This window comes from Bradyrhizobium sp. USDA 376 (assembly GCF_054063675.1).
Genome location: NZ_JBSSGN010000001.1, coordinates 4,833,472 through 4,850,787 on the forward strand (window position 1 = coordinate 4,833,472; position 17,316 = coordinate 4,850,787).

19 protein-coding genes and 1 pseudogene are annotated in these 17,316 nt (G+C 64.9%); 13 read left to right on the forward strand and 7 right to left on the reverse strand.

Going from position 1 to position 17,316, the window contains the following annotated elements; genetic code table 11:
- Positions 1-35 precede the first annotated feature (35 nt).
- From ACVJ19_RS22550 to ACVJ19_RS22560, 3 genes are read left to right on the forward strand one after another with little or no spacing between them, the layout of a single operon-like run.
- Positions 36-830 (forward strand): amino acid ABC transporter permease, encoded by a 795-nt coding sequence (locus ACVJ19_RS22550; protein ID WP_453951185.1) that lies wholly within the window; start codon positions 36-38, stop codon positions 828-830.
- Positions 827-1,516, forward strand: coding sequence for an amino acid ABC transporter permease (locus ACVJ19_RS22555; RefSeq protein ID WP_453951186.1), 690 nt, complete (start codon positions 827-829; stop codon positions 1,514-1,516). The genes ACVJ19_RS22550 and ACVJ19_RS22555 overlap by 4 nt, the downstream gene beginning before the upstream one ends.
- A gap of 28 nt (positions 1,517-1,544) precedes the next feature.
- Positions 1,545-2,300: an amino acid ABC transporter ATP-binding protein gene (locus ACVJ19_RS22560; protein ID WP_453951188.1), complete on the forward strand. Its 756-nt coding sequence runs from the start codon at positions 1,545-1,547 to the stop codon at positions 2,298-2,300.
- Positions 2,301-2,349: 49 nt separating this feature from the next.
- Here ACVJ19_RS22560 and arsC read toward each other — a convergent pair whose 3' ends face one another.
- From arsC to ACVJ19_RS22580, 4 genes and pseudogenes are all read right to left on the reverse strand, one after another.
- Positions 2,350-2,823, reverse strand: coding sequence for an arsenate reductase (glutaredoxin) (arsC, locus tag ACVJ19_RS22565; RefSeq protein ID WP_453955186.1), 474 nt, complete (start codon positions 2,821-2,823; stop codon positions 2,350-2,352).
- Positions 2,800-3,450 (reverse strand): annotated as a pseudogene (locus ACVJ19_RS22570) (aquaporin); the annotation flags it as partial. The pseudogene ACVJ19_RS22570 and the gene arsC, both read right to left, overlap by 24 nt.
- Entirely contained in the window at positions 3,450-3,977 is a 528-nt protein-coding gene (locus ACVJ19_RS22575) for an arsenate reductase ArsC (RefSeq protein WP_453951189.1), read from the reverse strand. The pseudogene ACVJ19_RS22570 and the gene ACVJ19_RS22575, both read right to left, overlap by 1 nt.
- The gene (locus tag ACVJ19_RS22580) at positions 3,970-4,332 is read right to left on the reverse strand and encodes an ArsR/SmtB family transcription factor (protein ID WP_453951190.1); all 363 of its coding nucleotides are present in this window, start codon (positions 4,330-4,332) and stop codon (positions 3,970-3,972) included. The genes ACVJ19_RS22575 and ACVJ19_RS22580 overlap by 8 nt, the downstream gene beginning before the upstream one ends.
- A 100-nt stretch (positions 4,333-4,432) precedes the next feature.
- Between ACVJ19_RS22580 and ACVJ19_RS22585 the strand changes: the two genes are divergently transcribed.
- The 10 genes from ACVJ19_RS22585 (at position 4,433) to ACVJ19_RS22630 (ending at position 13,453) form a co-directional block, all read left to right on the forward strand.
- Positions 4,433-4,633, forward strand: a complete 201-nt coding sequence (locus ACVJ19_RS22585) for a GDCCVxC domain-containing (seleno)protein (protein WP_453951191.1) — start codon at positions 4,433-4,435, stop codon at positions 4,631-4,633.
- 91 nt (positions 4,634-4,724) lie between these two features.
- Positions 4,725-5,042 (forward strand): ArsR/SmtB family transcription factor, encoded by a 318-nt coding sequence (locus ACVJ19_RS22590; RefSeq protein WP_453951192.1) that lies wholly within the window; start codon positions 4,725-4,727, stop codon positions 5,040-5,042.
- A 51-nt stretch (positions 5,043-5,093) separates the two neighbouring features.
- Positions 5,094-6,458, forward strand: a complete 1,365-nt coding sequence (locus tag ACVJ19_RS22595; RefSeq protein WP_453951193.1) for an NAD(P)-binding domain-containing protein — start codon at positions 5,094-5,096, stop codon at positions 6,456-6,458.
- Positions 6,455-7,675, forward strand: a complete 1,221-nt coding sequence (locus ACVJ19_RS22600) for an MFS transporter (protein WP_453955187.1) — start codon at positions 6,455-6,457, stop codon at positions 7,673-7,675. The genes ACVJ19_RS22595 and ACVJ19_RS22600 overlap by 4 nt, the downstream gene beginning before the upstream one ends.
- 28 nt (positions 7,676-7,703) lie before the next feature.
- Positions 7,704-8,876: an MFS transporter gene (locus ACVJ19_RS22605; protein WP_453951194.1), complete on the forward strand. Its 1,173-nt coding sequence runs from the start codon at positions 7,704-7,706 to the stop codon at positions 8,874-8,876.
- An 18-nt stretch (positions 8,877-8,894) separates the two neighbouring features.
- Positions 8,895-9,515 (forward strand): DUF2147 domain-containing protein, encoded by a 621-nt coding sequence (locus ACVJ19_RS22610; RefSeq protein ID WP_453951195.1) that lies wholly within the window; start codon positions 8,895-8,897, stop codon positions 9,513-9,515.
- A 187-nt stretch (positions 9,516-9,702) separates the two neighbouring features.
- Positions 9,703-10,533: an oxidoreductase gene (locus tag ACVJ19_RS22615; protein WP_453951196.1), complete on the forward strand. Its 831-nt coding sequence runs from the start codon at positions 9,703-9,705 to the stop codon at positions 10,531-10,533.
- Between the two features lie 131 nt (positions 10,534-10,664).
- On the forward strand, positions 10,665-11,681 hold the full coding sequence (locus tag ACVJ19_RS22620) for an AraC family transcriptional regulator ligand-binding domain-containing protein (RefSeq protein ID WP_453951197.1): 1,017 nt from the start codon (positions 10,665-10,667) through the stop codon (positions 11,679-11,681).
- 220 nt (positions 11,682-11,901) lie between these two features.
- Positions 11,902-12,750 carry an SDR family NAD(P)-dependent oxidoreductase gene (locus ACVJ19_RS22625; protein ID WP_453955188.1) on the forward strand — a complete coding sequence of 283 codons (849 nt, stop codon included), beginning with the start codon at positions 11,902-11,904 and terminating at the stop codon, positions 12,748-12,750.
- Between the two features lie 64 nt (positions 12,751-12,814).
- Positions 12,815-13,453 carry a class I SAM-dependent methyltransferase gene (locus tag ACVJ19_RS22630; RefSeq protein ID WP_453951198.1) on the forward strand — a complete coding sequence of 213 codons (639 nt, stop codon included), beginning with the start codon at positions 12,815-12,817 and terminating at the stop codon, positions 13,451-13,453.
- 241 nt (positions 13,454-13,694) lie between these two features.
- Here ACVJ19_RS22630 and ACVJ19_RS22635 read toward each other — a convergent pair whose 3' ends face one another.
- The 3 genes from ACVJ19_RS22635 to ACVJ19_RS22645 are packed head-to-tail and all read right to left on the reverse strand — an operon-like array spanning position 13,695 to position 17,155.
- Positions 13,695-14,279, reverse strand: coding sequence for a DUF1254 domain-containing protein (locus ACVJ19_RS22635; RefSeq protein WP_453951199.1), 585 nt, complete (start codon positions 14,277-14,279; stop codon positions 13,695-13,697).
- The gene (locus ACVJ19_RS22640) at positions 14,276-14,854 is read right to left on the reverse strand and encodes a DUF1214 domain-containing protein (RefSeq protein WP_453951200.1); all 579 of its coding nucleotides are present in this window, start codon (positions 14,852-14,854) and stop codon (positions 14,276-14,278) included. The genes ACVJ19_RS22635 and ACVJ19_RS22640 overlap by 4 nt, the downstream gene beginning before the upstream one ends.
- A gap of 9 nt (positions 14,855-14,863) precedes the next feature.
- The gene (locus ACVJ19_RS22645) at positions 14,864-17,155 is read right to left on the reverse strand and encodes a transglycosylase domain-containing protein (protein WP_453951201.1); all 2,292 of its coding nucleotides are present in this window, start codon (positions 17,153-17,155) and stop codon (positions 14,864-14,866) included.
- Between the last annotated feature and the right edge of the window lie 161 nt (positions 17,156-17,316).

The window sequence follows — 17,316 nt, forward strand, 5'->3', positions numbered from 1 at the left end:
GAGAGTGTCCCGCAAACCGAGCCCTGAGGTTCGCTATGTTTGCAGTGCTTCTTGAACAGACCGCGGATGGCCAGCGCTACATCGACTGGCTCGTGTCGGGCCTCGGCTGGACCTTGGCACTGGCGTTCTTCGGCTGGTGGATTGCCTTCGCGGTCGGCGTCGTCGTCGGCATCGGCCGTACCGTGCAGAACCGGGCCGTCGCGGCGCTTGCGCGCCTGTATGTAGAGATCTTCCGCAACATCCCCGTCCTCGTGCAGATGTTTCTCTGGTACTTCGTCCTACCGGAGCTGCTTCCCGCCGCGCTCGGAAACGCCATCAAGCAAATTCCGCCGCCCTGGGGATCGTTCTTTCCGGCGCTGGTGTGCCTCGGTCTCTACACCGCCGCCCGGATCGCTGAACAGGTTCGTGCCGGGATCGAGGCTCTGCCGAAAGGACAGATCGAGGCGGCAAGCGCGCTCGGGCTCAGCGGCTATCTGACCTATCGCCATGTCATCGTGCCGCAGGCGCTGCGCCTGATCATCCCGAGCCTGACCAGCGAGGTGATGGGCATCTACAAGAACACTTCGGTCGCTCTCACCATCGGGCTGATGGAGTTGACGGCGCAGGCCCGCCAGATCAGCGAAGCGACGTTCCAGACCTTCACCGCTTTCGGCGCCGCGACGCTTGTCTATCTCGCGCTGGCACTCATCGCCTATCAGGGGATGGCACTGATCGACAGGGCCGTCCGCATTCCCGGCACGGAGCGCGCGGAGGATGCGATCGAACCTGCCGCGACACACGCCACCCAACAGGTCGGCGCCTTGCCCGACGCGATGGAGGTCGTGAAATGAGCAGCCTCGATTTCTCCATTGTGCTTCAGGCGTGGCCTTACCTCTGGTCGGGCCTGCTGTTCTCGCTGGCACTGACTGCCGTTGCTTTCGTGGTCGGCCTGATCCTTGGCACCTTACTGGCGCTGGTGCAGCACTTCGAAGTGCCCGTGCTCGGCAAGCTCGTGCGTGGCTATGTCGCCCTGATGCGCTCGATCCCGCTGATCCTGGTCCTGTTCTGGTTTTTCTTCCTGGTGCCGATCGTGCTTGGCCATCTCAGCGGAAACGGACGGCCCGTTCCGATCGGCGCCACCTGGACGGCGTTCATCACCTTCGGCCTGTTCGAGGCCGCCTACTATTCGGAGATCATCCGCGTCGGATTGCGGGCGGTGAACCGGGGACAGTTCGAGGCGTGTCAGGCGCTCGCACTGTCCACCTTCGAGACCTATCGCTCCGTGATCCTGCCGCAGGTGCTCCGCGTCGCCAGCCCGATCATCCTGAGCCAGACCATCATCCTGTTCCAGGACACTTCGCTGGTCTACGTGCTCTCGCTCACCGATCTGCTCGGCGCAGCCTCGAAGCTCGCGCAGCTCAACGGCCGTCTCGTCGAGATGTATCTGGTCATTGCGGTGGTCTACCTCGCAATCAGCTCGGCGGCATCGCAATGCGTGGCGTCCTTACGCAAGCGATATGCGATCGCGGGCCGCTAGCGGATCATCCTGTTCTTTGGAGAGGAAAATGCTTCAGCTTACTACGGGGAATGCGTCCATCGTCACCGTGGAAAATCTGGTGAAGCGGTTCGGCCATTTCACGGCCCTGAATGACGTCAACCTCACTGTCGCGGCCGGCGAGAAGATCGTGCTGTGCGGTCCGTCCGGCTCCGGCAAGTCGACGCTGATCCGCTGCATCAATCACATCGAGAAGCACGATGAGGGGCGGATCGTCGTCGATGGTGTCGAGCTGACGAACCGGATGGACGACATCAACGGCGTCCGCCGCGAGGTCGGCATGGTGTTCCAGAGCTTCAACCTGTTTCCGCATCTCTCTGTCGTCGAGAACTGCATGCTGGCGCCGATGAAGGTGCGGGGCCTGTCGCGCGCCGAGGCGCATGAGCGTGCGATCGGTTTGTTGCGCAAGGTGAGCATCCACGACCAGGCGAACAAATATCCGGGGCAGCTCTCCGGCGGCCAGCAGCAGCGCGTCGCCATCGCGCGTGCCTTGTGCATGCAGCCGAAGATCATGCTGTTCGACGAGCCGACCTCCGCGCTCGACCCGGAGATGGTCAAGGAAGTGCTCGACACCATGGTGGAGCTCGCCAAAGACGGCATGACCATGGTCTGCGTCACCCACGAGATGGGCTTTGCCCGCGAGATCGCGGACCGGGTGGTGTTCATGGATCGCGGCTCGATCGTCGAGGAAGCCGATCCCGAAACCTTCTTCCGCGCGCCGAGGACGGAGCGGGCGAGGGATTTCCTCGGCCAGATCATCCACTAGGCTCGATGTCTGGCCTGGAGCGCAATGAAGGGCCGGGGCCGACGCGAGCCTACCTGGCCTCGACCACCTCGCCATCCTCTTTCACGAAGCGGCCGACGGGATTGTCCAGGAGATCGACGACGACCTCCGAGGGCCGGCACAGCCGGGTGCCCTTCGCCGTCACGACGATCGGACGGTTGATGAGAATGGGGTGCCCCATCATGAAATCGAGCAGCTCGTCGTCGGTCCATTTGGGGTCGGCGAGGCCGAGCTCCTTGTAGGGCGTGCCCTTCTCGCGCAGCAACGCACGGACGGATATCCCCATCGCTGCGATCAGGTCCTTGAGCGTGTCGCGCGACGGCGGCGTCTTGAGATACTCGATCACGGTGGGCTCGACGCCGCTCTGCCGGATCATCGCAAGCGTGTTGCGCGAGGTTCCGCAATCCGGGTTGTGATAGATCGTGACGCTCATGATCGGGTCTCCACAGTGGCAACCGGGGCCGCGCACATGGGCGCGTCCGAGCAGCCAGTTCATCAGCAGCATGCCGGCGATCGCGCCACAGAGCTCCGCGACGATGAAGCCGGGAAGATCGGCCGGGCGAATGCCGGAAAAAGTGTTCGTCAGCGAACGCGCGATGGCGACCGCCGGATTTGCAAACGACGTCGATGCGGTGAACCAATAGGCGGCCGTGATGTAGAGGCCGACCAGCCAGGGAACGGCCGCGCGCTGGAAGCGGATGCCGGCGAGAATGGTGGCGACCAGCCCGAAAGCAGCGACTGCTTCGGCAAACCATTGTGGCCCGCCGGTCCTGACCTTCGTCGACAGATCGAGCAGGGGCAGACCGAACATCAGATGCGCGGCGATCGTCCCGGCGATGCCGCCGGCGATCTGCGCGACAATGTAAAGCGCGGCTTCATTCACCGGCAGCTCGCGCCTGCCGGTGAAGACCAGCGTCACCGCCGGATTGAAATGCGCGCCGGAGATCGGGCCGAGCACGGTGATCAGGACGACGAGAATGGCCCCGGTCGGCAAGGTATTGCACAGAAGCGCAAGCGCAACGTCCCTGGTCAGCGTTTCCGCCATGATGCCGGAGCCGACGACGGTGGCGACGAGAATGCCGGTGCCGAGTGCTTCGGCCGCGAGGCGCCGCGAAAGGTCGAAATTGTCCATCAGCCGGCCTTCGGTGCTGGATGCGTTGCGCCCTCGGAGCGGCCGATCTCACGCAGCCTGGTGCCGAGGGACAGCTTGTCGATGCTCCGGAGCGGCAGGCTCACAAAGGTGTCGATCCGGTTCTTGAGGTAGCGGAAAGCGGTGATGAACTGCGTCTGCTTCTCCAGATCGGTGCCTTCGGCAGAGGCGGGATCCTCGATCCCCCAATGCGCGGTCATCGGTTGTCCCGGCCAGATCGGGCAGGCCTCGCCGGCGGCGTTGTCGCAAACGGTGAAGACGAAATCCATCACCGGCGCATCGGGAGCGGCGAACTCCAGCCAGCTCTTCGAGCGCATCCCGTCGGCGGGGTAGTCCATGCTTTCCAGCGTACGCAGTGCCAGCGGGTGGACCGCGCCTTTCGGGGTGCTGCCGGCGGAGAAGGATCGGAAGCGGCCGGCGCCGTCCTTGCGAAGGATCGACTCGGCGAGGATCGAGCGCGCCGAATTGCCGGTGCAGAGGAACAGCACGTTGTACATCTGGTCAGGCACGGACTTTCCCCTTTCGCTTTGGAGAGCAGCAGGCTTGGAGGCTGTCGACCACCGGCTCGCAAACCTCAGGCCGGCCGCCACAGCAATCGCGCAGCAGGAAAACGGCGACGTCGCGGAATTCGCTGAGGTTGGCGCGATAGACGATCGAGCGGCTGCGCCGCTCGGAGGTGACGAGGCGCGCGCGGGTCAGGATCGACAGATGCGCCGACAGCGTATTCGGCGGGACTTCCAGCTGGCGCGCGAGATCGCCCGCCGCAAGACCGTCGGGCTCGTGCCTGACCAGCGTCCGGAAGGCCTCCAGACGGGTCGATTGGGAGAGGGCGGCGAGCGCGAGGACAGCTTCTTCGGTTTCCATATATCCAGACTTATGGAATTATAGGGGCGACGTCAATCCATTGGCTCCGGTTGTTCTGACTGATTAGTATGCTGTGTCTTGCGATCGCGGAAAATTTGCCATGCAAACGCAATCGATAATCACGTGTCCGGTCTGTCGTCACGCATCAGCCGAAACCATGCCGACGGATGCCTGTCAGTTCTTCTACGATTGCAGAGGGTGCGGGACACGGCTGAAGCCCAGGAGTGGCGATTGCTGCGTCTATTGTTCTTACGGCTCTGTCCCTTGTCCACCGATCCAGCAGAACGGAAAGTGCTGTTGAAGCCGGCCCAAGCCCTGAAGACACGCCTTTTATTTCGAATATTCTAGAAATATCGTTGACAGGGAGAGGCGAACTGCGCATGGTGTCGCCCATGAAAATCGATGATGCAGCAGCACGCCTGGAAGCTCTGGGTAACCGGACCCGGCTTCAGATCTACCGCGCCCTGGTCCGGGCCGGGCATTCAGGCATGCCCGTCGGCCGCCTGCAGGAAAAGCTGAAGATCCCGGCGTCAACGCTGTCGCATCACATCAAGACCCTGGTCTCGGTCGGGCTGGTCAGTCAGATCAGGGAATCCACGACCCTCGTCTGTCACGCGAACTTCGAGGCCATGCAGGGTCTGGTCGATTTCCTGGCGGCGGAGTGCTGCGCAGACGAAGTCGGATGCAAGACTACGCAGACGGCGGCGTGATCTTTTTTGGCCGATATTGTTCGATGATTCTAGAAGGATGGGAGAATCCGAATGAACGCTAAGACGGTCGCCATCATCGGGGCCGGGCCTGTCGGCCTGGCTGCAGCAGCCCATGTGCGCGAGCGCGGAATGTCGCCCGTCGTGCTCGAGGCCGGCCCCGAGGCGGGGCACGCGATCCGCCAGTGGCAGCACGTCCAGCTGTTCTCGCCGTGGGAGTACAACGTCGACAAGGCCGCCGCGCGCATGTTGGCGCCGACCGGATGGAATTCGCCGGACCCGCAGACCTATCCGACCGGCGGCGAACTGCTCGAACGATACCTGATGCCGCTCGCGACGAGAACGCCGCTGCGCGAGGTGGTCCGGACATCGAGCCGCGTCACGGCCATCAGCCGTGCCGGCTTCGACAAGGCGAAGACCAGGGGCAGGGAGCAGGCGCCGTTCGAAATCCGTTATCAGAACGGCAAGGGGCCCGAGGTGCTGCATGCGGATGCGGTGATCGATACATCAGGCACATGGTTCTCTCCCAATCCGGCCGGCCGCAACGGCTTGCCGGCGGTCGGCGAGCCCGAATGTGCCGACCACATCGTCTACGGCATGCCGGACGTGCGGGGAGCGGGCCGCGCCCGATATGCCGGCAAGACCGTTGCGGTCTTGGGCGCGGGCCACTCCGCGATTGGTACGCTCATCGATCTCGCGCACCTCGCCGACGAAGTGCCGGGCACGCAACCCGTCTGGCTGTTGCGCGGCGCCGATCCTGCGAAAGCTTTTGGCGGCGGCCGAAATGACAAGCTTGCCGCGCGCGGCGAGCTTGGCAGCACCTTCGCCGCGCTTGTCGCCTCCGGGAAGATCAAGGTCGAAACAGAATTCGGCGTCATGCACCTCTCGGACTCCGACGGTCGTCTCAAGATCGCGGCCGGTTCCTGTTCCGGTGCGCGCAGCGTGATCGCAGACGAATTGATCGTATCGACCGGCTTCCGTCCCGACTTCTCCTTCCTGTCCGAGCTGCGCTTGCGGCTCGATCCCGCCATCGAGGCGCCGGTCGCCCTGGCCCCGCTGATCGATCCCAACGAGCACAGCTGCGGCACGGTGCGTCCGCATGGCGCGCGCGAGCTCGCGCACGATGAGCCGGGCTTCTATCTCGCCGGCATGAAGTCGTACGGTCGCGCCCCGACCTTCCTGATGATGACGGGTTACGAGCAGGTCCGCTCGATCGCGGCCGATCTCGCCGGCGACAAGGAAGCCGCGGCAAGGGTGGAGCTCGTGCTGCCGGAGACCGGCGTCTGCACGCGGGGTGGTGTCGAGACAGGGGCTGCAGCGGGATGCTGCGGCGGACCGCCGAAGGAGGAGTTATCAGCCTGCTGTGCCGCCGACGAGACGGCGAAGAAGGCGGGCACTGCGGGGTGCGGTTGTTCATGACGCAAGTTATTGCGGGCCGGTCTGCCGGTCCGGTCGCAATTGTCGTCGCGCTCGGCACCGCCCAAACGATTGCGTGGGCGTCGAGTTACTATCTTCCTGCCATCCTGGCTGCGCCGATCGCGCGCGACCTCGGTCTTGCGCCGACCTACGTGTTCGGCGCGCTCTCAGGGGCGCTCGTCATCTCCGGGCTGCTCGGCCCGCGGGTCGGGCATGCCATCGACACGTTCGGAGGGCGCGGTCTGCTCGCGATCTCGAACCTCGTGTTTGTGGCAGGGTTGCTCCTGCTGTCCGTGGCCCATGGCGCGGCGGTGCTGGTCGCGGCCTGGGTGCTGCTCGGGATCGGCATGGGCATGGGCCTCTATGAGGCGGCCTTCGCAACGCTTGCGCGAATCTATGGCACCAATGCGCGGCGAACCATCACCGGCATCACCCTGATCGCCGGTTTCGCCAGCACGCTCGGCTGGCCGCTCACGACGTGGCTGACTTCCGAGTACGGCTGGCGCGTCGCCTGCCAGGTTTGGGCGGTAATCCACATCGCGCTCGCGTTGCCGCTCAATCTCTCGCTGCCGCGCGCCGTTCCATTGGACCAGCAGCCTCGACCGGGCACGGGCGCGAGCCGGCAATCCGGACGCCAGAGCGAGACCTTCGCGATGGTGCTGCTGGCCTACATGTTTGCGGCGGCAAGCTTTGTCAGCTCGGGAATCTCGGCCATTCTGCCGACCATGCTGGTTGCGTTCGGTGCTAGTCCGGCGCAGGCCTTGCTCGCGGGAGCGTTGGTTGGGCCTGCACAGGTCGGCGCGCGGCTTCTGGAGGCGGGATGGCTCGCCAGGTTTCATCCGCTGCTCTCGGCGAGGCTGGCCATGCTCATGAATCCGATCGGTGTCGTCGCGCTGGTCGCGGGCGGCCCCGTGCTGGCGACGACGTTCACGGTGCTGTACGGCGCGGGCAACGGCATCATCACCATTGCCCGCGGGACGCTTCCCCTTGCGCTGTTCGGGCCGGCCGGTTTCGGCAGGCGCGTCGGCATGATCTCGTTGCCTTCGAGGGTAACGGGTGCCGCCGCGCCGCTCGCGCTGGGGCTGATGGTTGAGCACATCGGCAGCAGCGCGCTGTGGATCAGCGCGCTCGTTTCGCTCTCGGCCTTCTTTGCGCTCTTGCTGTTACGTGGCGAGCAGGCAACATCGACGCCCCTCCAGGTGGGAGAACAAAATTCCTAAGCTGAGCGGTCGGTCCCTGATTGCGGTGATGTGCATCGGCCAGGTCGGCAATCTCCTGCCGCATGTCACGCTGTCCGCAAACCTCGCGCAGCATCTGATGCCGGCGTGGGGTCTCTCCGCCGCCGAGGGCGGGTTGATGGCGAGCGGCTATGCGTTCGGCTACATGCTCGCCGTGCCCGTGCTGACGACCTTGACCGACCGGATCGATGCGCGGCTCGTCCTGCTCTGGGGCTCGATCATCAGCGGCCTTGCGACCGCAGCGTTCGGCATCTTCGCGCAAGGGTTCTGGTCGGGGACCGCGATCTGGTCGCTCGCGGGACTTGGATTTGCCGGCGCCTACATGCCCGGCCTGAAGGCGCTGACAGATCGGCTTCCCCCCGGCGATACCTCGCGGGTCGTCACGCTGTACACGTCGAGCTTCTCGGTCGGTGTCGGCCTCTCGTTCCTCGTCGCGCAACTGATCGCCGACAGCTGGGGATGGCGGGCTGCTTTCCTTGTCACCGGCTCCGGCCCGATCGCAATGGTGGTCGCGTGTCTCTTGATCGACCGCAGGCAGCCTGCGCCGAAGGCCGGACGGCTGCTGAACTTCGCTCCCGTCTTCGCCAACCGCGAGGCGCTTGGCTACATCCTCGGCTATGGCGCCCATTGCTTCGAGCTCTACGGCATCCGCACCTGGCTGGTGGGATTCTGGACGTTCGTCGTCACGCATCAAGGCGCGCCGTCGTGGCTGAGTCCCGTCCTGTTGAGCTTCTGTTTTGCGGTGATCTCGATGCCCGCGAGCATCCTCGGCAACGAAGCCGCGCTGAAATTCGGCCGCCATCGTGCGATCACGCTCGTGATGATCGCGTCAGCCTGCGTGGCGCTGGTGATCGGGCTCAATGCAACGGCGCCGGCATGGCTGCTCGCACTGCTGCTGCTCCTCTATGGACTGACCGTGCCGGCGGATTCCGGTGCGTTGACCGCCGGCATGTCGGCCGCGGCGACATCCGAGCATCGCGGCGCGACCCTGGCCCTGCACTCGACGGTCGGCTTCGGTCTGTCAGCGCTTGGGGCCTGGAGCACCGGCGCCGCACTCGATGCAGCCGGCGGCCCGCAGAGCGCGACCGGCTGGCTGCTGGCGTTCATCGTCCTCGCGGCTGGAATCATGTTCGGGCCGTTCGCGTTACTGTGGGCGCGGATGGCGCGCGGTACTGTTTCCTGACCAGTCGCGCCGTACCCGATGACGCTGGCCAGCGGCATCGATTGGCGCGCCGCGCAATTCCGCTGGCGCCTTCTGCCGCTGCGAACGCTGTTTCCGAAATCTAGAGACATTTGCGAGACCGGCGAGCGCCTCGATCGCTCGTCCCATCCGCAAACCAAGGAACGCAGCATGCAAACATCACGTCTTTCCCGTCGATCCGCCATCTTCCTGCTGATGGCAACCCTGAACATCGGACTGATACCGATGGCGCACGGCGAGGCGCGGGCCCCCGAAGCGATCGTCGGGACCTGGGAGGCGGACGACGGCACCGTGAAGCTCGACATGTTCAAGGCCGGGACCGAATTCCAGGCCCGCATGCTCTACGGCAACGAGATCGTCGAGGCGGACAATTTGACCTTCAAGAAGGATGCGAAGAACCCTGACCCCACGCTGCGTTCGCGGTCGCTCAAGAACATCGTCTTCATCACGGGCTTGCACTGGGAAAATGGCGAGTGGACCGGCGGCTCGATCTACGACGCCTCATCGGGGCGCACCTACAACTGCAAGGCCACCGTCAAGGACGGCAAGATGCATCTGAGAGGGTATCTCGGCCTTCCGGCGATGGGACAAACCCGCACATTCCACCGCGTTCGCGGGTAACGGCCTTGCGCCAATCCCGAACCGCTCTGCCGAAGCGCGGTCGCCCGGACCGCACTTTTTTCTTGCGAATACAGCAGCTTGAGTGGTCGCCAGGATTGGCGCGTTGTGCAAGTCTATTGGCGCGCTTGGTCAGTCAATTCGTACCGGGGAGGCTGCACGATAGAGGTCGGAACGAAGAGAGGTTGACATGTTCGACAGATCGAAAAGAACCGCGCTCGTCACCGGAGCCTCCTCCGGCATGGGCAAGGAAATCGCAAGGCGTCTGATCAAGGACGGCTTTCAGGTCTTCGTCGCCGCGCGGCACGTCGACAAGATGGATGACCTCGTCAAGCTCGGGGCGAGGTCCCTGCGCATGGACATTTCGAATGAGGCCGAGATCACGGCGACAGTCGATGCCATCCTGCGCAAGGTGGACGGCATCGATGTGCTCGTCAACAACGCCGGCTTCGGCCTTTACGGTCCCGTCGAGGACGTCGGCATCGACGAAGCGCGTTACCAGTTCGAGGTGAACCTGTTCGGCGCCGCCCGCCTGACGCAGCTCCTGCTGCCGAAAATGCGCGAGAAGCGCGCAGGCACCATCGTCAACATCACCTCGATGGGCGGCAAGATCTACACACTTTTGGGCGCCTGGTACCACGCGACCAAGCATGCGCTGGAAGGTTGGTCCGACTGCCTTCGGCTCGAGCTTGCACCGTTCGGCATCAAGGTCGTCGTCGTCGAGCCCGGCCTGATCGAGACGGGATTTGGCGATGTCGTTGCCAATGGCCTGCTCAAACGATCGGGCGGAGGTCCTTACGCCAAACTGACGGAGGCCGTCGCGAAAGCGACCCGCGAGGCCTATGGACAGGGACGCGGCACCAATCCGAGCGTCATCGCCGACATCGTGTCCAGGGCGGTGAAGGCGCCGAAGCCGCGCACGCGCTACGTCGCGGGCAAATATGCCCTGCCGATGATCAAGATTCGCGAATGGTTCGGCGACCGCATGTTCGACCGCGTGATCATGAGCCAGATGCGCTAAAGCGCGATGAGATTGGAATGAATTGTCATCGCGCTTTAGGTTGTTGTTTGCGCATGATCTTTCCGGAAAACCGCTTCGCACTTTGCGCTAACGCGGCCCTTCGGGTCCGGATCATGCTTTAGGGATCGGTCATGAGCGGAACAGCGGCAGACAGATGCAAGATCCCCCGAGCCTTTTGGCAGGCCGTTGAACATATCGGCGTGCCGCCGGCCGTGCTGTTGCGGCAGGCGAAATTGCCGGCGACCTTGCACCTGAACGATCAGGGGCAGGTCACCACAGTGCAATACTTTGCGCTCTGGAGAGCGCTCGAGGAGCTGAAGCCGGAGCCAGGGCTCGGCTTGATGCTGGTCAAGAGCGTCGAGACGGCGGTGCATCCGCCGTCGAGCCTCGCTGCGTTCTATGCACGGGACTATCGCGACGGATTGCGCCGCATCGCGCGCTTCAAGCGGCTGTGCTCGCCCGAGCAGCTGCACGTCGAGGAAGGCAAGGACGAGTGCGTGGTCACGGCGGAGTGGCCGTACGCAACCGATCCGGAGCCCGCGATTTCGACCGACGTGACCTTCGCGACACTGGTCGAACTCGGGCGTCGCGGGACCGGACAGCACCTGACGCCGAAGCGGGTGGAGCTGGTTCGTCCTCGCCCCAAGAGCGACGTCCACCACAAATATTTCGAATGCCAAATCCGCTATGGCGCGGCACGGAACCTGCTGGTGCTGAAACCCGCTGACCTCGATCGTCCGTTTCCCGGCCACAACAAGGAACTGCTCGAAATCCTGACGCCGGCATTGGCGTCAGCCTTGGGCGAGCTGGAAGCGCGCAGCTCCGTCAGGGAGCAGGTGAAGGTCGTCCTGAAGCGGAGCCTTGCGAGCGGGCGGCCGGAATTGTCCGACGTCGCGCGCGATCTCGGTTTGAGCGAGCGGACCCTTCAGCGCCGCATCACCGAGGAAGGCGCGAGCTTCCGCGAGCTCCTCGTCGAGGCGCGGCAGGAGCTCGGGCGGCAGCTTCTGTCGGATCCAACGGCCGACATCGACGAGGTCGCATGCCTCCTGGGCTACCAGGATGCTAGCTCCTTCTACCGCGCTTTCCGGTACTGGGAAGGCGTGACACCGAGCCGCTGGCGCGAGCTGCACGGCAGCAAGATTCACTAGAGCGTTTTCGAGCGAAGTGGATACCGGTTCGCGTCAAGAAAACGCGTCAAAATAGGAATCCAGAGCCCCGTTCCGATTCCATCGGAACGGGGCTCTGACGGCTGCTGCTCCCGTTTTGGCGCCTGCGGCAACTTCGTTGGCGTGCCTCGTCACTGCCGATCCAGACCTGCACCGTTAGGACTTGCTGAGTAAGTCCAACTCAATTCATCGAGGATATCGCATGTCTGGCAAAGTCTGGTTCATCACCGGGGCATCCCGCGGCTTTGGCCGCATCTGGGCAGAGGCTGCCCTCAGGCGCGGCGACAAGGTGGCTGCCACCGCCCGCATCCTGGCTGACGTCGCTGATCTTTCGGAAGCCTACGGCGACGCCGTGCTGCCGATCGCCCTGGACGTGACCGATGCCCACGCGGTGCAGAATGCCGTGACCCGGGCTCACGCCCATTTCGGACGGCTGGACGTCGTGCTCAACAACGCAGGCTACGCGCTGGTCGGGGCGATTGAAGAGGCGCATGAGGCCGACGTCCGTGCTGAGTTCGACACCAATTTCTTCGGCACTCTCCGCGTCATCCAGGCCGCGCTTCCCCTGCTGCGACGGCAGGGCAGCGGCCACATCATCGGCGTGTCGAGCGTTGCGGGCATTGTCGCCGGGCCCATCACTGGGTTCTACAACGCCTCGAAATTCGCGATCGAAGCTCTCCATGAAAGCCTGGCACAGGAGGTCAGGGGCTTCGGGTTGAAAGTGACGCTGCTTGAGCCTGGCGCCTATGCGACGGGGTTTGCCAGCACGGCCTCGCTCAGGATCGCACCGGTCATCAACGCCTACAGCAACACGCGGGCGGAGGTGTTTGCCGCCGGCGCCAAGCTTGCTTTTGGCGAGCCGGAGGCAACGGCCGATGCGATCCTGAAGATCGTCGACGCCGACAATCCGCCATTGCGGTTCTTCGTCGGTACGGAAGGGTTGCCGCGCGCCCGGGCCGCCTATGCCGATCGCCTCGCGACGTGGGAAGCGTGGGAGCCCCTTTCCAACGCCGCTCAGGGCGAGTCGCGGCAACGCGACATCGCGTCGTAAGTCGCGCAGCCGTCGCCCTTAAAACGCGTCCGTTCCCCTGCGGCGAACGGAAAAGAGGATCGTGATGAACGCCACAGCAGTTGCGGACTTTTTCCAGTTCTTCCGCTCGTACCTGTCCAATCCCTGGCAAGTCTCCGCCATTGCGCCATCGGGCCAGTCACTGGCGCGCCTGATGACGCAGGAGATCGTGCCGGGGACCGGGCCGGTGATCGAGCTGGGGCCGGGCACCGGCATCTTCACCAAGGCGCTGCTCCGGCGCGGCGTCGCGGAGCGGGACCTGCTGCTGATCGAATATGGTTCGGATTTCGTCCGCCTGTTGCAGGAGCGCTTCCCGAGAGCGCGCGTGCTCTGGATGGATGCGCGCCAGCTCGCCCAGTACGAGCCGTTCGTGGCGCCGGCCTCGGCCGTCGTCAGCGGCCTTCCGCTCCTGTCGATGTCGCCGCGCAAGGTGATCGCGATCCTGACGGGCGCCTTCCGCCACATGCAGGAAGGCGGCACGCTCTACCAGTTCACCTACGGACCGCGCTGCCCGGTGCCCCGGCCAATCCTTGACCGTCTCGGGCTGAAGGCGAGCCTGGTCGGGCGAACGGCGCTCAATATTCCGCCGGCATCGGTCTATCGCATCCGGCGGCGTCCGCAGCTCAGGGTCGGGGGCGACGTTGACCAGCAAGCTCGGGGAGCTGCGTCCTGGATATCAGGATGAAAGATCATGGCGCTCCGTGCTCCCAAATGAAAACACCCGCGACGGACGGCTCCGCGCGGGTGTGACGAACTCTCGATGATGCCATTCTGCCAGTGTTTTGCCCGACGAGTCAAAGCCGCGCGCGTGCCGCCGGCAGCCTCATCATCACCGCCCCGAAGAGCTCAATGATTTCAATGCCCCCGCTACTGTGCATGGGGTTGTTTTCGCAACTTTTTGTTTGGCGCCGCCGAAACGGCCGCGCTCAGCGCCGACCGCGGGGCGCCTCGGCCTTGGCGGGTTGCTCGGTCTGCGGGCCGCAGCTCGCAGCTTGAAGCGTCGCCTGCGCCTGCGGCATCAGGCCGGGCTCGGCGGCGAGCGCCTTCATCACGATCAGACCGGTGGTGCTGGGGGAGTCGATGATCAGGCGGTCGGCCGCGGTCACCTCTTCGTCCTCCGGCAGCTCGTTGTGCTGCGCTTCCGTCATCAGGTCGAGCTCGATCACCTTGCGGCCCGCCGAGCGGTCGTTGATGGCGTAATAGGCGATCTCGTTGCGGGTGTAGAACGACACCGAGGTGTAGGCCTGGCTCACCGGCACCGTCAGCTTGATAGGGCCGCCCGAGAGATCATAGCGGCAGATCGCGAGCGCAAAGGCCGGGTCCATGAACGGCATCGGCGAGGTCTGCGGATCGGCGAGGGGCAGCTGCGTCACGCCGTTGAGCTTGGTCATCGGCGTCAGCCGCGAATAGGCGTCCTGCGTCGCGATCCGCGGCAGCGCCAGCACGCTGACGAGATGGACCACGAGGCCCAGCACCACGCCGGCAACGATGGTGAAGGCGAGGCGGATCATGAGCAGCCCACCGTCGAGATGGTGGGCATCGGCGCATCGCGCTGGGTGCGCGTGGCGACGCCGACAGGAGTGTCGTAGAGGCGCAGCATCAAGGCGTAGCGCTCGATGCCGCCGGTGGGCAGCCAGTTGCCGGCGCGCGAGCGCGAGGCGATGCGGATCTCGAACGTGCCGTCGGACTGCCGCACGATCTCCTGGCTGGTGAAGCCGTAGCGGGCAAGCGAGTTGGCGACGAGATGGCCCTTGCGGTCGTACAGCGTCAGAGTCCAGAACCGCGCCGGAGGCGTCACGCCGGAGACGACGACGTCGCAGCGGCCGTCGAGCGCCTTCTTCTTGTCGTCGGCGGTGGCGGTGAAGGCGACGCCGTCGCCGGTGCCGATCGGCAGCTCGCCGTTGCGCACGATGGTGGCACGCGAATAGGGATCGACGTCGGCGGTGCCGGTGCGCGGGCGCGCGGTCCAGGCGCCGATGGTCAGCGCGCCGATCTCGGTGCCGCGCGTCGTCGTCATCCAGGTGGCGCCGACGCCGACCACGGTCGCGAGCAGAAGGGCCGTCAATGTGATCAGGATCAGCCGCACGGGTTTCGATCAGTTCTTGCGCGGGGCGGATGCGTTCGCATTCTCTTCCGCATAGTTCTGCGGGAAGGCGAGCGCGCTCGTCGACGAGGACGGCTTGGCCGCCTTGGTGTCGTTGCTGGTTGACTTGGTCGCCGTCTTGGCCGCGTCATCGAGCAGCTTCTCGACGCGCACCAGAACGTCGGCGCCACGCTTGGTCAGCACCGGCGGCGGGCCGGGCTTGGTCTCCAGCACTTTTGGCGCCGCGCTGGCCTGCGCGTTCGCGTCCTTCGGCTGCGGCGGCAGCTTCTGGCCCATGCCGATGCCGGGAATTTCCCTGACCTCGACGCCCTGATGCGCGGCGACCATGATGTCGTGCCAGGTCTGCGCCGGCAGCGAGCCGCCGGTCATGCGGTTGGTCGGCGAGTAGTCGTCGTTGCCGTACCAGACCGCGCAGGTGAAATTGCCGGTGTAGCCGACGAACCAGGCGTCGCGATACGCATTGGTCGTGCCGGTCTTGCCCGCGGTCGGAATGCCGTCGAGCGCGGCGCGGCGCGCGGTGCCTTCGCTGACGACGTGGCTCATCATGCCCGCCATGTCGGCGGCGATGTTCGGCGGAATGGCCTGCTTCGGCTTCGGCCCGTCGCGGTCCCAGCGCCAGACCAGGTCGCCGGCGCCGGTGCGCACCTCCAGCACCGAATGCGGCGTCACCGACTTGCCGCGGTTCGGGAACGTCGCGTAGGCGACGGCGTGCTCGAGCACGGTGACTTCGTCCGAGCCGATCGGCAGCGAGGGCGTATCGGGCAGCGGCGCCTTGAGGCCGAAGCGGCGCGCGACCTCGACGATCTTGGCGCGGCCGATCTTGGCCGGGTTCGGCGCCTTCGGCTGTTCCTTCTGGCCGATCGCGATCGACAGCTTGACCGGCACCACGTTGATCGAGCGTGTGATCGCCTGCGTCAGCGTCACCGAGCCGGAATAGGAATGGCCATAGTTCTGCGGGCACCAATTGCCGATGCAGACCGGGCCGTCGACCACGATCGAGTTCGGCGTGAAGCCGTTGAGGAGGGCCGTGGTGTAGACGTAGGGCTTGAACGAGGAGCCGGGCTGGCGATAGGCGTCGGTGGCGCGGTTGAACTGGCTGGCGCCATAATCGCGGCCGCCGACCATGGCGCGGATGCCGCCGTCGAGATCGGCGACGACGGTCGCCGCCTGCGTCGCGTGATAGTCGCGGCCGAACTGGCGCAGCTGGTTCTCGACCGCGTCCTCCGCCGCCTTCTGCACGTTGGCGTCGATGGCGAGGCGTACCACGAAGACGCGCTCGACGTAGGATTTCGGGAAGGTGTCGACCAGCTTGCGCATCTCGTCGAAGGCGTAGTCGAGATAATAGTTCGGCGAAGCCTCGTCGCGGCGGTCGACGGCGAAGGCGGGGTTACGGCGGGCGCCGAACACCTGGCCCTCGGTCATGAAGCCGGCATCGACGAGGTTGTCGAGCACGACGTTGGCGCGCGCGCGGGCGGCGGGCAGGTTGATGTGGGGGGCGTACTTGGTCGGGGCCTTGAACAGGCCGGCGAGCATCGCCGCTTCCGCCAGCGTCACGTCGCGTGCCGACTTGTTGAAATAGAAGTGGGCTGCGCCGTCGACGCCAAAAGTGCCGCCGCCCATATAGGCGCGGTCGAGATACAGCTTGAGGATCTCGTTCTTGGTCAGGCGCCATTCCAGCCAGATCGCGAGGAAGGCCTCGTTGACCTTGCGCTCGATGGTGCGCTCGTTGCTCAGGAACAGGTTTTTCGCGAGCTGCTGGGTGATCGAGGAGCCGCCCTGGCGGACGCCGCCGGCTTGCGCGTTGGTGACGAGCGCGCGCGCGGTGCCGGCGATGTCGATGCCGAAATGCTCGTAGAAGCGGCGGTCTTCGGTCGCCAGCGTCGCCTTGATCAGGACGTCGGGGAAATCTTCCAGCGGGATGGAGTCGTTGTGCTTGATGCCGCGGCTGCCGATCGGGTTGCCGTAGCGATCGAGGAAGCTCACCGCGAGATCGGACTTCTTCAGCCAGTCCTCGTCCGCGGTCTCGCGGAAGGCGGGGATGGCGAGCGTGAGCATCACGACCAGGCCGCCGAGCCCGAGCGTTGCCGCCTCCGACAGCGGCTCGATGAACACCCAGCGCTTCCACCGCCCGACATAGAAGCGGTCCATGAAGGTCGAGTAGCGCTCGTAGAGCTCGCGGATGCCCTTGGCCGAGGAGAACAGGGAGGAGTCGATGCGCGCATCGAGGTCCAGGAAGAAATTCCGGACCTTTTGCTTCCAATGCGGTGGTATGATCTGGCGCACCTAGAACCCTTGAGGCTTGGTTCGAAAGCGTTCAAGCACCCGGCCGGGGGCGGCATCGAGACGTCTTGAGGGAATGTTGCGGCAAACCCAAGGCGCCCGGTTCGCGTCCTCTGGGGACTCTGTGTTCCTTCTAACCGAGCAGGGCCCATAAACCAATGGTC

What these genes read in the sequence shown, in the direction of transcription:
- ACVJ19_RS22630 (WP_453951198.1), top strand. Translation starts at nt 12,815, where the DNA reads ATGAACGCCACAGCAGTTGCGGACTTTTTCCAGTTCTTCCGCTCGTAC.
- ACVJ19_RS22560 (WP_453951188.1), top strand. Translation starts at nt 1,545, where the DNA reads ATGCTTCAGCTTACTACGGGGAATGCGTCCATCGTCACCGTGGAAAAT.
- ACVJ19_RS22620 (WP_453951197.1), top strand. Translation starts at nt 10,665, where the DNA reads ATGAGCGGAACAGCGGCAGACAGATGCAAGATCCCCCGAGCCTTTTGG.
- arsC (WP_453955186.1), bottom strand. Translation starts at nt 2,823, where the DNA reads ATGCTGCTGATGAACTGGCTGCTCGGACGCGCCCATGTGCGCGGCCCC.
- ACVJ19_RS22580 (WP_453951190.1), bottom strand. Translation starts at nt 4,332, where the DNA reads ATGGAAACCGAAGAAGCTGTCCTCGCGCTCGCCGCCCTCTCCCAATCG.
- ACVJ19_RS22590 (WP_453951192.1), top strand. Translation starts at nt 4,725, where the DNA reads ATGAAAATCGATGATGCAGCAGCACGCCTGGAAGCTCTGGGTAACCGG.
- ACVJ19_RS22635 (WP_453951199.1), bottom strand. Translation starts at nt 14,279, where the DNA reads ATGATCCGCCTCGCCTTCACCATCGTTGCCGGCGTGGTGCTGGGCCTC.
- ACVJ19_RS22550 (WP_453951185.1), top strand. Translation starts at nt 36, where the DNA reads ATGTTTGCAGTGCTTCTTGAACAGACCGCGGATGGCCAGCGCTACATC.
- ACVJ19_RS22585 (WP_453951191.1), top strand. Translation starts at nt 4,433, where the DNA reads ATGCAAACGCAATCGATAATCACGTGTCCGGTCTGTCGTCACGCATCA.
- ACVJ19_RS22625 (WP_453955188.1), top strand. Translation starts at nt 11,902, where the DNA reads ATGTCTGGCAAAGTCTGGTTCATCACCGGGGCATCCCGCGGCTTTGGC.
- ACVJ19_RS22600 (WP_453955187.1), top strand. Translation starts at nt 6,455, where the DNA reads ATGACGCAAGTTATTGCGGGCCGGTCTGCCGGTCCGGTCGCAATTGTC.
- ACVJ19_RS22615 (WP_453951196.1), top strand. Translation starts at nt 9,703, where the DNA reads ATGTTCGACAGATCGAAAAGAACCGCGCTCGTCACCGGAGCCTCCTCC.
- ACVJ19_RS22610 (WP_453951195.1), top strand. Translation starts at nt 8,895, where the DNA reads ATGACGCTGGCCAGCGGCATCGATTGGCGCGCCGCGCAATTCCGCTGG.
- ACVJ19_RS22555 (WP_453951186.1), top strand. Translation starts at nt 827, where the DNA reads ATGAGCAGCCTCGATTTCTCCATTGTGCTTCAGGCGTGGCCTTACCTC.
- ACVJ19_RS22605 (WP_453951194.1), top strand. Translation starts at nt 7,704, where the DNA reads ATGTGCATCGGCCAGGTCGGCAATCTCCTGCCGCATGTCACGCTGTCC.
- ACVJ19_RS22595 (WP_453951193.1), top strand. Translation starts at nt 5,094, where the DNA reads ATGAACGCTAAGACGGTCGCCATCATCGGGGCCGGGCCTGTCGGCCTG.